Consider the following 14,162-nt stretch of genomic DNA (forward strand, 5'->3'; position numbering starts at 1 on the left):
TTAAAAGGATGATTTTATGAATACAGGTGCAGAACATTTAAAAGAGAACTTAATTCCGGCTTTTTGTGTTGAAGACCTTACATTGGCTTACCGCGAAAAGCCTGTACTATGGGACATAGATGTATGCGTACCCCAAGGAGCAATGGAGGCTGTAGTCGGCCCCAATGGAGCCGGGAAATCTACCCTTCTTAAAGCAATGATGGGTATTCTTCCTATAGCATCGGGAGAAATAAAAATATTCGGAAAATCATATAAATCTCAAAGAAAAAGAATAGCCTACGTACCGCAAAGAAGTTCGGTAGATTGGGATTTTCCGACAACGGTCTTTGATGTCGTTTTAATGGGTTCATATGGAAATTTGGGATGGATAAAAAGGCCGGGACAAAAGGAAAAAAACGAAGCTATGTCAGCCTTGGAAAAGGTAGGAATGCTCGAATTTGCAAAACGTCAGATAAGCGAACTTTCAGGCGGACAACAGCAAAGAGTTTTTTTGGCAAGGGCACTTGTTCAAAATGCGGATCTTTATTTTATGGATGAGCCATTTCAAGGAGTTGATGCAGCTACCGAACAGGCTATTGTAAAACTTTTAAAAGAACTAAAGGAAAATGGGAAGACTCTTTTGGTAGTCCATCACGATCTTCAAACCGTAAAGGATTACTTTGATCGGGTTCTCTTATTGAATGTAAGATTAATAGCTGAGGGAAGTATTGAAGAAGTTTTTACCGAAGAAAACTTACGCAAAACTTATGGAGGCAGAATAGCCTATAATTCTGAAAAAAAATGAACGGAATAATAACTTTTTTTGCCGATTATACTTTGAGAAATGTTTTTTTGGGAACGATGCTTTTAGGCATAGGCTCAGGTGTGGTAGGAAGCTTTGCCGTCTTACGAAAACAAAGTTTACTTGGAGATGCGGTTGCACACGCTGCTCTCCCCGGAGTTGTAATAGCATTTTTACTTACAGGTTCTAAAATGACACTGCCTCTTTTACTGGGTGCAGGTCTTACGGGTCTTATAGGAACATTTTTTATAAACAACATCGTACATAACTCAAAAGTAGATACAGATGCAGCTCAAGGTATTGTCTTGGGTGTATTTTTAGGTCTAGGTTTTTTACTTTTAACCTATGTTCAAAAATTACCTGGAGCCGGAAAAAGCGGTCTTGACAAATTTATCTTCGGGCAAGCGGCAACCATAACACAGCAAGATGTTATAATCATTTTTATAGTCGAAGCATTTGTCCTTATAATCATTGCGCTCTTATGGAAAGAACTAAAACTATCTACATTTGATCCGGGATTTTCGCAATCAATAGGTTTTTCACCTAGAATACCGGAATTAATTTTAACGGCTTTAATCGTAATTACAATAGTTATAGGAATACAGTCGGTAGGTGTAATTTTAATGAGTGCTCTTTTACTTGCACCTGCTGCTGCAGCAAGACAATGGACGAATAGACTGAGCATAATGTGTCTCCTATCTGCTTTTTTTGGAGCAGCATCCGGAATGGGCGGAGCTGCAATTTCTTCTCAGGTTTCAAAAATGCCTACGGGCCCTGTAATAGTTTGTTTTTTAACAGGTTTTACATTGATTTCCATTTTATTTAGTCCTCATAGAGGAATTATTCAATCAAAGATAAAAAAGTTTTATATAAAAAACAAATTACGAAAAGAAACAAATATGAAAAGGAGATAGCTATATGAATATGGAAATAATATTAATTGCAATTATTGTCTCTGCCTCATGTGCTCTCTGCGGAGTATTTCTAGTCTTAAGGAGAATGTCTTTGATGGGTGATGCAATAAGCCATTCTATCATAATAGGAATCGTATTAGGCTTTTTTATAAGTAAAACCTTATCTTCAAGCATACCATTGATAGGAGCCGTTATAGCCGGAATGGCCTCGGTTATCTTTACCGAAGTCTTGCAAAAGACAAAACTTATAAAAAGCGATGCAGCCATAGGGCTTGTTTTTCCATTTTTATTCAGCCTTGGAGTTATCTTGGTTTCACTCTATGCAGGAAATGTTCATTTGGATACGGATTCGGTTTTATTGGGAGAATTAGCCTTTGCACCCTTTGACCGTATAAGTTTTTTTTCGGTTTCATTCCCAAAAAGCTTGGTTCAAATGATCTGTATTCTTTTATTCGATTTTGTTTTTATCGTAGCATTTTTTAAAGAATTAAAACTGACAACATTTGATCCTAACTTAGCAAAATCATTGGGCTTTTCACCTTCAATTATGCATTACGGTCTAATGTTTGCAGTGAGCCTTACCTGTGTGGGTGCATTTGATTCGGTTGGAGCCGTTTTAGTTACGGCCTTGATGATTGCACCTGCCGCTGCAGCCCTATTATTAACAAACAGTCTTTTTTATATGATAATAATTTCAATTGTTATTGCTTCGGCATCATCGATAAGCGGCTTTTACCTTGCAGTAAAAATAGATGGAAGTATATCCGGCTCAATGGCTGCAATGACAGGCGTCTTTTTTTTACTTGCCTACCTATTCTCTCCAAAAGACGGATTGATAAAACGAAGGGCCGAACAAAAAAATCTAAAAATAGATTTTGCCGTCAAAATGCTCATTGTTCATCTTCTGCACCATCAAGGTGAAGAAAATATGATCAGTGAGTGTAGAGAAGAACATTTATGTGAACACATTAACTGGACGGAAAAAAAGGCCCATGCAGTAGTATTTGCAGCAAAACGGCTGGGATATATAAACAAAGAAAACGGTTTACTTCTTTTGTCTCCATTAGGAAGACAGGAGGCGGAAAAATCAATAACAAATATTTAAGTGAAGTGAATTCTTAGGAGGAAGAGTGAAAATCTCGCAAATTACAACCGAAAATTATTTAAAAGCTATCGTCAAATTTTTGTCGGAAAGTGATAAAGAAAAAATTACCACCGGTGAACTTGCAAAACTATTACATGTTACTCCCGGTACGGCAACATCAATGGCAAAGAAACTTGAAAAAGAAGGATACATAGAATATCAAAACCGGATAGGATGCAGGCTAACCGAAAAAGGTAAAAAGTACGGTCTTAATATTTTAAGGAGGCATAGATTAATTGAAACCTTTTTATTTCAGACACTTAAAATGGACGGAAAAAACATTCATAATGAGGCAGAGAATTTAGAACATGCAGCCTCGGATCTTTTAATAGATAAAATAGACAAATATTTAGGACATCCTAAAAGGGATCCCCATGGAGCAATGATACCCAGAAAAAATCAAAAGGAATATACATGTACAGATTCAAGTTTAGATAAAGTAAAATACGGAATAGAATATTCGATATCAAGACTTACAGGCTCAGACGCTCAATTTGAATATTATAAAACAATAAATTTAAAATTAAATTCAAAAATCATACTTCAAAATAAAAATGAAGAAAGCGGTTTAGCCGAGATAATAATAGATGGGAATAAAATATCTTGTTCCACGATGATTTTAAAAAATATATTTGTCGAAAAAATTATTATTTAGGTTCATTTGATTTTTTTAAAATATCTTCCGCAGCTTTTTTCGCCTTATAAAATTTTTCTTTATTAAATTTGTATTTTTCTATAGGCTTCAATGATTCATCAATAATGCCCATCTTTATTTTTGTTTTTAAAATATTAAATACCGCATCATCAATTCTTTTAAGAAAATCGGACTCGTTTTTCATTTTTTTTGAAATTGCTTCTACAAGCTCTTTAAACTTAGGTTCGGAACACATAACCATATCACAACCGGCATCAAGAGCTAAAAGCACATTATCTGCTGTCGTGCGCCCATCTGTCTTAAGAGCTTTCATTGCCATATCATCAGTAATAATTAAACCTGAAAATTTTAATTCAGTACGCAAAAACTTTTCTATTCCCTTTTTTGAAAAACAAAAAGGTTTTTTATCTATAAAAGAAACTTCAGCATGTGAAATTAAAACAACCTCATCGGTACCATAAAGAACTCGGCGAAAAGGAGAAATAAAATCCTTATAAAAAATATTTTCATCAACATCAATAATGCTTTTTGAAAAGTGCGGATCTGTTTCTGCATTTCCGGGAAAATGTTTAACGGTAGAAAGCAATCCACCCTTTTTCATTCCGGAAATAAAAGCATCTGCATATTTTACTAAAACATCTTCATCATTGGAAAAAATACGATCATCCAAGAAACCGGCATCTTTGGATCTTTCTTTTTCAACAATCGGAGCTAAGTTTAAATGTATACCCAATAGGTGTATTTGTTCTGCCGTATGAGTATATAGAGCTAAAGCCCCTTCTTCCGTTAATGTTTCTGCTACTTCTCTTGGTGAAGGCAGGGGCGATCCTATTTTTCGAATTCGATAAACACGCCCGCCTTCAAAATCGGATGCAAAAAAAGGCGGTACAAACGTTTTTGATTTAGATAAATTTTGTATAGACTGCTTAACCGATTTTATATAAGAAGCACAAGCTTCAGGAGTATCCGAAAAATTATATCCGAATAAAATAAAAGCACCGGGTGTATAAGAATTAAAATAAGAGCTTAAATAAAGAGGAAAAGTTTTTTTCCCTTCAATACTCATCATTAAAACTTGAGCAGCCTTGTCTTCTATACTCATTTCCGAAATATAAGCTTTGATACTTTCATTATCACTAAAAAGAGCCGTATAAATAAAAAAACAATAAAAAAAAGCGGGTATAAAACGTTTCATAAATATTCCAAGGTTAAATAAGTTTTTGATTCTTCGCAACCTTAAAAAGTTTTGAGTTCCATAAATTATTTTGCATATACTTGTCACGTATATCGTTTTCACCTATCGCCAATACATTTTTTTGCATTGATTTAAAAGCCTTGCTTAGATAAGCAATAGTTTGAGAAGAATTTTCCCCGTATAACTTAACAGATAAATCATAACATAGATACATATATAAAGATGAATAAGGATCATTTTGATACAGGGATTCAACAGCCGATGCTTCCAGATTTGATAAAAGAATCTTACATTCTTCAATATCATACATCTTTGAAAAGTTAATTTTACAATTATAATAATTATAAAAAGCATCAAACATCTTTTTCCCAATAGACATGTTATATATATTGGACCAGATCAGATCTTCAGCAATACTAAAACCTGATTTTAAGTTTATAAAATCCGTTAGGCCGGAATTATTATATGCACTATAAATAGAAGATATATCCAAATCCATTTTTTCAAAGTCATTATTTAAAACAGGATAGAATAAAAAAGATTCAAGCAAAAATAATAATGCATCATCGGTATAATCGATATATTTTATTAAAATCTCTTGACCGTTTTTTATTTGTCCCATATAAATTAAAGAACGGCCATACCAAGATTTACATAATGGTTCTATTTTATCAAAATATAAATCAGCAAAATCCGATGCCATCCTAAAACTGTCTGCAGCCTTATTAAATTCTCCTATTTGCAAATAAACACGGCCTTTCATAAAAAGATATGGAATTTTCCAATCCTGTTCAAAATATTCATCAACGGCAGCAGCTAAACGATCTAAAAAAGTTATAGATTGCTTTAAGTTATTTTGTAAGAAATAAACGATACTAATATTAAATAATGCATCACAGATAAAAGATGTATCATGAGAATGCTCGGCATTATCAAGAGCATAAGAAAAATAAGTAATAGCATCGGATATTTTATTTTGCATTAAATTAAAGAAAGCAAGCAAAGAAAAAGCTCTATACTCTCCCGATTCCAATTTATTTTCTTGAAAAAAACCGATTGCAGTTTTTAAATATGCATAGGATTTTGCAGTACTATCATCTATATTTGCAATAATAGAATTTTGATAATATTTTAATGCGTCATAAAAAATTTCATTTTTATATTTCTTTAGATCTAAACCTTCAATAGAAGAGTCGGAATAATTATGAAATATTGAAGCAAGTAAAAAGTCGGGTTTACATTTAAAATTTAAAGAATCGAATATTTTTTCTGCATCGGAATTTGCATTTAAAATTCCTTTTTTATATTTAGCCCATAAATATTCGGTTATATTTGAATCTACCATGTTTTTGCTAAGATTAATACGTCTTTCAATAATTTCAGGTAAGCCATAAGGCACGGCATAGATATTATTCTCAACTAAAATAATTCCCATTGAATACATCCAAGCATAAACATCATCAAAAAAAGCCTTGCTTTTATTCAATGAAACTAAAAAATCTGTAATCTCATCATAGAAAAAATATTTACTTGAAACAAGAATAATATATATCAGCTGTAATAAATCATCAGGAATATTATATATTGAAGGTAAAGAAGAATCCAAAGCCTCTATTTCCATATATTTATTAACTGCATATATTTTTTCAGCTTCATCCAAATTTTTTTTATCGTTAAGATTATCTATTAAAACTTTTACAGATTTCCTTCCATTTTGTTTTTTTATATAATTTTTCAAGTATATTGCAGCATTTGTTAAAAAAGCATCAACAAAATATTGAGGCATATCCTTAGAAAATCTATGTTTTTTTAGATAAATATAAACATTTTTTGTAGCTAAAAAAGAAATTCTATCTTCATTACTCGTGACTTTTAAACAATCATTATCCAAAGGATTTGCCAAGATAAAATTATATATAGCCCAAAAATAATTATCATTCCGATGCAATATTATTGAAGCATTCTTATCGGCATTTTTATTAGAAGTTAAATTAATATTTTCAAAAAATTTAAATGCATTACATAACAAAATTGAAGAATCCGTTTCATTAAAATCAATATATTTAGAAAGTTTATTGGCGGCCTCTCTTGAAGCAAACATTCCCATCTCCGGTATTAATTGTTTTTTATACAAGGATAAAGATTCGAATAAAGCTTCATTTGAAACATCTTCTTCATAATAGTCGGTAATACATCTTACTTCGGAAATTTTATTTTTATATGAAATTAATATTTTATTTACATTATATAAAAATCTGGCAGTAGAAAAGGCATAAGCAATCGATTTTTTTTTAAATAAAAAATAAAATCCGCCTTGAACCTGTATAAACTCTGCTCCGTTTGATAAAGATTCTTCTTTTATTAAGTTAATAAAATCGGTAAGGATTTTCAAATTAATTTTACGCAATTGTCTTTCATATATTATTTCTAAAAAAACACTTAACATGTACTCATCCTTAATTAATTATAGTTATTAACTGCAATTGTTTTATTTTGACCGAATTTATAAGTAACAATATCATCGATATATGTTTCTTCCGCTTTTATATTTTCTTTTTCCCATAGCGCCCGTTTTTTTTCTTTTAATTTTGAAATCACTTTACGTTTTGATGCAGCCTCAATGTAAATCTTTCTTTTTCCTTCAATAATTTGTTCCGCAAGAACTAGTTTTTCTAATAATTCATCTTTTTTTTTATCTAAGAGTATAATATAATTTTGGGCATTATGAAGATCGGTTATATCAATTTTATCGGTCTCAGGATTAAATTCGGTACCTGTCTTTACTTTTAACTTAGCAATCTGCTTTAATTGCAGATCTATATAATCTTTATGAGCAATGGCATGAGCCAAGTCAATTTCTGCCTGATGTTCATAAAATTCGCGTAAGTTTAAAAGTTTTTCAAGCCGAAACTCAAACCTTTTCATTAATTAACCTCTCGATCCGGTTTATATAATGCGGAGGCCTCAGAACTTTGAGCATATTTTTTTATAGCCCCAACACCCAAACCTGCTTCATCAAATTCTTCGGGAGGAATATCTATACCCGTAATATCCGAAAGTTTTTGTAAAGTGTCTTTTAGTTTTGCAGGATCATCCACCTCTTGTGTTAAAAAATCATAAATACGCGGATAGTGATCGATAGCATCATCGATTGCTGCACTGCTTCCTTTTTGATAAGCACCGAGATTTATCATATCTTCGGATTCGGTATAGTCTTTTAATAATGTACGCATTCGTTTTGATGCATCCTTTGTGTTTGGTCCCGATACTCTGTTGGATAATCTGGAAATACTTTTTAAAACATTAACGGCAGGATATTGTCCTCTTTCGGCAAGATTTCTATCCAATACAATATGACCATCTAAAATACCTCGTACGGCATCCGAAATCGGCTCGTTCATATCGTCACCTTCAACTAATACGGTATAAAATCCTGTAATGGAACCTTTTTCGGAGGTACCGCTTCTTTCAAGGAGTTTAGGAAGCGAACTAAAAACACTGGGAGTATATCCGCGAGTTGCAGGAGGCTCTCCTATGGCAAGTCCTATCTCTCTTTGTGCCATAGCAAAGCGTGTTACGGAATCAAAAAGAAGCATAACATCTTTTCCTTGATCTCTAAAGTATTCTGCAATGGCCGTAGCGGTGTATGCTCCTCTTATTCTTGCAAGAGCACTTTGATCGGAGGTTGCACTTACAATTACCGAATGTTTTAAACCTTCAGGTCCCAGATCATGCTCAATAAAATCCAAAACTTCACGTCCGCGCTCTCCTATAAGAGCTATAACATTTACGTCGGCATTTGTGTTTCGAGCTATCATTCCAAGCAATGTAGATTTTCCGATACCGGTACCTGCAAAAATTCCAAGGCGCTGTCCGCGCCCCACAGCCAAAAGACTATCGATAGCACGGATGCCGGTAACGATTCTTTGTCTTATAGGCTTACGGGTCATAGCATCGGGAGGAGGAGCTACAACAGGATATCTTTTTGCCGAATATGGTTCAGGTTTACCGTCAGCAGATTTACACAAGGCATCTACAACACGGCCTAGTAGAACATTTCCGACAGGGACGGATAAAATTTCTCCGCTTGCAATAACAAGGTCACCTATTTTTACACCTTGAACATCGGTATAGCTCATCAGCTGAACGATAGTTCCGTTTAAGCCTACAACCTCAGCCTTTAATCCATCAGGATTATCATCCGTAATAATCTGGCAAAGTTCTCCTACGGAAGCCACAGGACCTTCACTTTCAATTAATTTATCATGAACACGGACTACACGTCCGGTAAATTTTATCGGATCGGTTTCTGAGACAGCATTGGTATATTTATCAAACAGATCTACCATATCGGCACCTTAAATATTTCCGGTCTTTATCTTTGTTTTAATGGGAGATATTTCCAAAATCTTTTGCTCAAGTTCGTTAAGCTGACTTGCTATACGTGCATCCACTGCTCCGAAGTCCGTTTCAATGATACATCCACCTTGATCAACAGTAGAATCTTCAACCACTGTAATATTTTTAATATTTTCTGCAGCGGATATAAAGTTTTGAATGTGCTCCGTAGTCATCTTAACATCAGCAAGATTAACGCGTATGACCACGTCGCCCCTGCCTTTTACTTTTCGCAAAGCATGAACAACATTGGAAACTACAACATTTCTCTGATTTTCGGAAATAACTTTAACGACCTTTCTTGTCATCAAAAGAACAAGATCCACTATTTGCTGCTCGGTTTCAGAAAGAATTTCTTGGCGCCTATCCATTGTCTTATTTATTATTGTATGAAGACGATCGGTTAGGCGTTGCACTTCAAGATTTCCTTCTTTAAAACCTTCTTCACGGCCGCGGTTAAAACCTTCTTTATAAGCATCACGGTTTACGGAATCTTTGTTTTTTTCGGAATCGGCTATTATATCTCTGGCTTTTTGCTCGGCTTCGGCTATAATATCTTCAGCATCTTTTTTTGCATTTTGAGCAATAACTTGAGCTTCATCTGTCTGCCTTTTTACCTCATCAAAGGCTGCATTTTGAGCATCTTCAATAATTTTATCGGCTTCAGCTTTAGCATCGGAAATCATTTTTTCTTTTTGCTTTTCCCATTCGAGTTTAAAATCCTCAGCTTCTTTTTTTAAATCTTCAACAGTCGGACCTTCATAAACCGGAACCTTTTCTTCAATAATTTCTTCAGGTTCTTCTTGAAAAGTTTTATTAAGCTGTAAAAACACTACATCGTTATTGTTTTTGTTTACCTCAAAGCCTCTAAAAATAGTCTTAGCCATAAGCAATTCTCCGTTTTATTTTATACCAATTCATCCTCTTCGGATCTGGCGATAACAATTTCACCCTTATCCTCCAAGTGTCTGATAATCGAAACAATCTTCTGCTGAGCTTCTTCAACATCTTTAACACGTATCGGTCCCATGTATTCCATTTCATCGCGGAGCATGGCACCGGCACGCTTAGACATATTTCTAAATATCTTATCTTGAACTTCGGCATCAACCTGTTTAAGAGCCTTAGCCATTTCATCGTTATTAACTTCGCGCAGAACCTTACTGATGGATCTATCGTCAAGCATAACAATGTCTTCGAATACGAACATCTTCTTCTTGATTTCTTCTGCCAAGTCGGGATCTTCGTCTTCAAGAGATTCGATAATGGATTTTTCAGAAGAACGGTCAACAAGGTTAAGAATCTCAACGATGCTGTCGACACCGCCCGCTGCAGTATAGTCTTCACTTGAAACAGTAGACAGTTTCTTTTCCAAAACGCGTTCAACTTCACGGAGAACATCGGGGGAAGTTGTATCCATGGTTGCAACGCGTCTTGCTACATCGCTTTGAATTTCATCGGGAAGATTTTGCAAAATCACCGATGCTTTTTGCGGTTCAAGGTAGGCAAGGATCAAAGCTATTGTCTGCGGATGCTCTTGCTGAATGAAGTTCAATAAGTGCGCAGGATCCGTTCTTCGAATAAAATCAAATGGACGAACTTGGAGAGAGCTCGTGAGTCTGTTTATTATTTCGATAGCTTTTTGGCTACCGAAAGTTTTTTCCAGAACATCCCTTGCATAGTCTATACCGCCTGTTGTTATAAAGTTTTGAGCAGTCATTAAATCCTGAAACTCTTGGAGAACGGCATCTTTTAATTCCGCTTCCACAGTTTCGGTTCTTGCAATCTCAAAAACTATTTTTTCGACTTCATCTTCACGAAGTCTTTCCATTATTTTAGCGGAGATTTCACCTCCGAGAGATACTAAGAATATTGCAGCCTTTTGTCTTCCGGTAAGAGAATTAATATCCTTACCCTTTTTTGAACTGCCTCTTTCTTTTGCAGGTGCTACAGCCATATTATTCCTCCATGAGCCAAGTTCTAATTAAGAGAGCAACATCTTCAGGATGTTCCCTAGCCATATTGATAGCATTTTCTTGAAGCTCCTGACGTCTTCGCTCTTCAACCGTCATTGAAACATCGGCATCAGCCATCTGCTGATCATACAACATCCTTTCACGTTCCAACTGTGCCTGACGAAGAAGTTCTTCTTCGCGGAGTCTTTTTCTTCTTTCAATCTCACGGCTTATGATTCTATACAATATAAAGAAGAGCAATATTAATGCTATTCCTGCTAACGAAAGTAAGAATATGGTTTGTCTTTGCAGAGCCTTAAAATATTCCTTATCTTCCAGTTCAAACTGAGATGTTCTATCAACCTTAACATTTACGACACTTACGGAATCTTTTCGGCTTGCATCAAATCCTATGGCATCTTTAATTATTTTTTCGGCCTGCTTTATTTCTTCAGCTGAAAGAGGTTTATATTCTCTTTCAATCACACCGTTTTTAATAATATATTTTCCGTTAACATCTTTTTTCTTTTCCCAAACACCGTCAATGTTTACCGATACGGTTCTTCTTCCCATTTTTGGAAGGAAGACTTCCTTTATCTGGCTTGAACTTACAAGATGGTTTTCCTTTGTGATGGTCTGAGTCGAGCGTCCCACTAAATTTCTTGTATCTTGATAAGAAGGAGGAGTTTGTCCCTCAGTTCCCACAGGCCCTTGAGGATTTATTCCGCTTCCTTCCCAGATAGTCGTTGCATTTTCCGAACTTACCGTAACCGATTGCACTACTTGAGAATCATCATAAGAAGTCTCGGGATTATCTTCTTTGATAACTGTAGGGCGAATTTCGGTTGTATCGGCAGAACGTTCAGACATATCCATATCAATTTTAACGTTTATATCTCTAACTCTGTCTTCACCGTATATTTTTTGTAAAGGAGTCAATATGTTGGCCCCGTATTGCCTTTCAAGTTTAGCAATAAACTTTTGCTGCTTTTCAATTAGAGTTAAGCGGTCGGCATCTTTCATGATTTCAAAATCGTTTAAAGGAATTCCGGAAGCATCGCTTATCGTAATATCTTCATTTTTTAATCCCGGAACCGCAAGCCTGAGCATCTTTTGAATACCTTCTATTTTCTTTCGATTGGTCGAAATATCGCTTCCGGGTGCAGGAGTAATAACAACAGTCGCAGTTGCAGGAAGTTGTTCCGATTCAAATAAGGCCTTTTCAGGTATTCTGACGACAACATTGGCATCATCAATATCGTCCAATGCTTTTAAGTGTCTCTTGACTTCCTCGGTAATTGCACGGCGTACATCAATCTCACGCTCAAAATCGGTACGCGAATAACGCTCAACATCGAAGAAGGCCCAAGGGCTTGTATTCTTAGGTATCAAATCTTCACGCAACAAGATAGTCCTCATCCTTCTAGCTGTTGCTTCATCGGCAACAGAGATTATCCCATCGGAAGAGATTGTAGTTTTTACATTTTCTTCATTAATGCGCAATATAATTCTATCACGCAGATCAACGTCGGTTATCGCCATGTCTATTACGGGTACCGATGTCGGTTTTGAAGACCATCTACCGAGAACGACAACCAGCACCAGAGCAAGTACAATTACCCCGATGATGATTCCTTTTTGGAGCTTTGTCCATTTCCCCCAAAGCGTCCCAAACTTTGTTTTTAGATTGTTAAACTTTTCGTTCATGTTTCCCCCCATGTACTGAACGAGCTTTGCAAGGCTTCAAATTAAAAGTCTTGCAGCCTATTTTTTATCTCGTTGTAGTAATATCATTCCAAGTTTTTACTAAACGGTCGATTATGGTTTGTGCTAATTTAAGCGACAAACTTGCTTCGGCCATTCCCATCGTTATATCATGAACATCGACCGATTCGGGATCGACAATCATTTGTTCTCCCAACTTGTCCATGTTTGTTTGCTTTGCATTCATGCTGTCGAATGCTTTTAAAATTGTCTGTTCAAAACTTGCAGCTTCTTTATTTGCAGCAAGCTCAATCATGTCGGTATTTGAAACCATTTTGGCTCTAAAATTATCGGTAACAACAGCATTAATTTTCGGAACATCCAAAAGCCCAGGTACCGAATTTACATTTGCAACATTTACAGCGTTTACCATTTTTTCCTCCCACTAAAATATTTTATCGTTCATTTTATCTTGCAATATCCAAGGCTCTTTGGAACATATCCTTTGCACCGTTTACAACGGCAAGGTTTGCCTCATAAGCCCTTGAAGCCGAAATTAAATCCACCATTTCCGTAACTATGTTTACATTAGGATACTCTACATATCCTTCCTTAGGGCCGTACTTTAAGGCCTTAGGATGGGTCGGATCATAAACCCAACGGGTATCGGAAGTATCTTTTTCTATCGAAAGAACCTTAACGCCCTCACCTACTCCCCTTTCTACATTTTGAGGAGTAAAAGGAGTCTGCCAGTCGATACCGCTTTTTCTTTGGCCGACTATTACACGGCTTCTTTTAAAAGGGCCGCCTTCTTGGGTTTCCAAGCTTGAAGCGTTTGCAATATTGTTTGATATTACATCGGTTCTAAGACGCTCTACACCCATTCCCGTAGCTGCAATATTTATACTCGTAAACAATCCCATATTTTTTCCTCCGATTCCTTATTCTACTTTAAAACCGATTGTACCTGATTGTACTGAAAACCTGCCATCATACTTAAAAGCTGATACTGCATTTGAATCTTCAATACCTTCATAGCTTCATCTTCAGGGTTTACATTATTTCCGTTTGCTTTTTCGGTAGTCAAATAATCCAAAACACGCACAGGCTCAACCGTTCTATAATCTATAGGCTCATTTGATTTTATATGCAAGGGATGAGTCGTTGCAAGCTGAAAAGCTCCTTTTACATTTTTTTCCGAATCAAAGGCTCTTTTTAACTCCGATTCAAAATTTACCTCAGTCCTCTTAAAATTAGGAACATCCGAATTTGCAAGGTTATTTGATGTAACGGTATAGCGTAAAGAGTTTACATCCAAGGCTCTGTGCAATATATCCGTTGTTCTTAAAAAACTATTAAAACCCATAATTCACTCCTAAGGATATTTTCGGCAAATTTTAAATACCCCTTAACCAT

General features: G+C 35.4%; 14 protein-coding genes. 4 read left to right on the top strand and 10 right to left on the bottom strand.

Features of this window, described 5'->3' with window-relative positions; all coding sequences use genetic code 11:
• Positions 1–16: 16 nt before the first annotated feature.
• The 4 genes from HYB91_RS07170 to HYB91_RS07185 are packed head-to-tail and all read left to right on the top strand — an operon-like array spanning position 17 to position 3,494.
• Positions 17–784: a metal ABC transporter ATP-binding protein gene (locus tag HYB91_RS07170; RefSeq protein WP_002668485.1), complete on the top strand. Its 768-nt coding sequence runs from the start codon at positions 17–19 to the stop codon at positions 782–784.
• The gene (gene troC / locus HYB91_RS07175; protein WP_002677722.1) at positions 781–1,695 is read left to right on the top strand and encodes a transition metal ABC transporter permease subunit TroC; all 915 of its coding nucleotides are present in this window, start codon (positions 781–783) and stop codon (positions 1,693–1,695) included. Before HYB91_RS07170 ends, troC begins: the two co-directional genes overlap by 4 nt.
• Before the next feature lie 4 nt (positions 1,696–1,699).
• Entirely contained in the window at positions 1,700–2,800 is a 1,101-nt protein-coding gene (locus HYB91_RS07180; RefSeq protein WP_002677720.1) for a metal ABC transporter permease, read from the top strand.
• Between the two features lie 25 nt (positions 2,801–2,825).
• Positions 2,826–3,494, top strand: a complete 669-nt coding sequence (locus tag HYB91_RS07185; protein WP_002677718.1) for a metal-dependent transcriptional regulator — start codon at positions 2,826–2,828, stop codon at positions 3,492–3,494.
• Here HYB91_RS07185 and HYB91_RS07190 read toward each other — a convergent pair.
• From HYB91_RS07190 to flgB, 10 genes are all read right to left on the bottom strand, one after another.
• Positions 3,487–4,689 carry a glycoside hydrolase family 3 N-terminal domain-containing protein gene (locus tag HYB91_RS07190; protein WP_002677717.1) on the bottom strand — a complete coding sequence of 401 codons (1,203 nt, stop codon included), beginning with the start codon at positions 4,687–4,689 and terminating at the stop codon, positions 3,487–3,489. The two genes, HYB91_RS07185 and HYB91_RS07190, sit on opposite strands and share 8 nt — an antisense overlap.
• Before the next feature lie 13 nt (positions 4,690–4,702).
• Positions 4,703–7,135, bottom strand: a complete 2,433-nt coding sequence (locus HYB91_RS07195; protein WP_002677714.1) for a tetratricopeptide repeat protein — start codon at positions 7,133–7,135, stop codon at positions 4,703–4,705.
• Between the two features lie 14 nt (positions 7,136–7,149).
• Positions 7,150–7,614 carry a flagellar export protein FliJ gene (gene fliJ, locus HYB91_RS07200; protein WP_002677711.1) on the bottom strand — a complete coding sequence of 155 codons (465 nt, stop codon included), beginning with the start codon at positions 7,612–7,614 and terminating at the stop codon, positions 7,150–7,152.
• Positions 7,614–9,038, bottom strand: coding sequence for a flagellar protein export ATPase FliI (gene fliI / locus HYB91_RS07205; RefSeq protein ID WP_002668473.1), 1,425 nt, complete (start codon positions 9,036–9,038; stop codon positions 7,614–7,616). The genes fliJ and fliI overlap by 1 nt, the downstream gene beginning before the upstream one ends.
• 9 nt (positions 9,039–9,047) lie before the next feature.
• Positions 9,048–9,974 carry a flagellar assembly protein FliH gene (gene fliH, locus HYB91_RS07210; RefSeq protein ID WP_002668471.1) on the bottom strand — a complete coding sequence of 309 codons (927 nt, stop codon included), beginning with the start codon at positions 9,972–9,974 and terminating at the stop codon, positions 9,048–9,050.
• Between the two features lie 20 nt (positions 9,975–9,994).
• A complete protein-coding gene (gene fliG, locus HYB91_RS07215) occupies positions 9,995–11,044 on the bottom strand; it encodes a flagellar motor switch protein FliG (RefSeq protein WP_002668469.1) in 1,050 nt (349 codons plus the stop codon).
• 1 nt (position 11,045) lies between these two features.
• Positions 11,046–12,749, bottom strand: a complete 1,704-nt coding sequence (gene fliF, locus HYB91_RS07220; protein ID WP_002677709.1) for a flagellar basal-body MS-ring/collar protein FliF — start codon at positions 12,747–12,749, stop codon at positions 11,046–11,048.
• Between the two features lie 64 nt (positions 12,750–12,813).
• Positions 12,814–13,179, bottom strand: coding sequence for a flagellar hook-basal body complex protein FliE (fliE, locus tag HYB91_RS07225; RefSeq protein ID WP_002671660.1), 366 nt, complete (start codon positions 13,177–13,179; stop codon positions 12,814–12,816).
• 34 nt (positions 13,180–13,213) lie between these two features.
• Complete coding sequence (gene flgC / locus HYB91_RS07230) at positions 13,214–13,669, bottom strand: flagellar basal body rod protein FlgC (RefSeq protein ID WP_002677708.1); 456 nt, start codon at positions 13,667–13,669, stop codon at positions 13,214–13,216.
• A gap of 23 nt (positions 13,670–13,692) precedes the next feature.
• Positions 13,693–14,112, bottom strand: a complete 420-nt coding sequence (gene flgB / locus HYB91_RS07235) for a flagellar basal body rod protein FlgB (protein ID WP_002677706.1) — start codon at positions 14,110–14,112, stop codon at positions 13,693–13,695.
• Between the last annotated feature and the right edge of the window lie 50 nt (positions 14,113–14,162).

It is taken from the genome of Treponema sp. B152, assembly GCF_024181665.1.
Taxonomy (GTDB): Bacteria; Spirochaetota; Spirochaetia; order Treponematales; family Treponemataceae; genus Treponema_B; species Treponema_B denticola.

Excerpts from the sequence above, each read along its gene's own strand:
- HYB91_RS07170 (WP_002668485.1), top strand. The coding sequence starts at position 17 with ATGAATACAGGTGCAGAACATTTAAAAGAGAACTTAATTCCGGCTTTT.
- troC (WP_002677722.1), top strand. The coding sequence starts at position 781 with ATGAACGGAATAATAACTTTTTTTGCCGATTATACTTTGAGAAATGTT.
- HYB91_RS07180 (WP_002677720.1), top strand. The coding sequence starts at position 1,700 with ATGAATATGGAAATAATATTAATTGCAATTATTGTCTCTGCCTCATGT.
- HYB91_RS07190 (WP_002677717.1), bottom strand. The coding sequence starts at position 4,689 with ATGAAACGTTTTATACCCGCTTTTTTTTATTGTTTTTTTATTTATACG.
- HYB91_RS07195 (WP_002677714.1), bottom strand. The coding sequence starts at position 7,135 with ATGTTAAGTGTTTTTTTAGAAATAATATATGAAAGACAATTGCGTAAA.
- fliJ (WP_002677711.1), bottom strand. The coding sequence starts at position 7,614 with ATGAAAAGGTTTGAGTTTCGGCTTGAAAAACTTTTAAACTTACGCGAA.
- fliI (WP_002668473.1), bottom strand. The coding sequence starts at position 9,038 with ATGGTAGATCTGTTTGATAAATATACCAATGCTGTCTCAGAAACCGAT.
- fliH (WP_002668471.1), bottom strand. The coding sequence starts at position 9,974 with ATGGCTAAGACTATTTTTAGAGGCTTTGAGGTAAACAAAAACAATAAC.
- fliG (WP_002668469.1), bottom strand. The coding sequence starts at position 11,044 with ATGGCTGTAGCACCTGCAAAAGAAAGAGGCAGTTCAAAAAAGGGTAAG.
- fliF (WP_002677709.1), bottom strand. The coding sequence starts at position 12,749 with ATGAACGAAAAGTTTAACAATCTAAAAACAAAGTTTGGGACGCTTTGG.
- fliE (WP_002671660.1), bottom strand. The coding sequence starts at position 13,179 with ATGGTAAACGCTGTAAATGTTGCAAATGTAAATTCGGTACCTGGGCTT.
- flgC (WP_002677708.1), bottom strand. The coding sequence starts at position 13,669 with ATGGGATTGTTTACGAGTATAAATATTGCAGCTACGGGAATGGGTGTA.
- flgB (WP_002677706.1), bottom strand. The coding sequence starts at position 14,112 with ATGGGTTTTAATAGTTTTTTAAGAACAACGGATATATTGCACAGAGCC.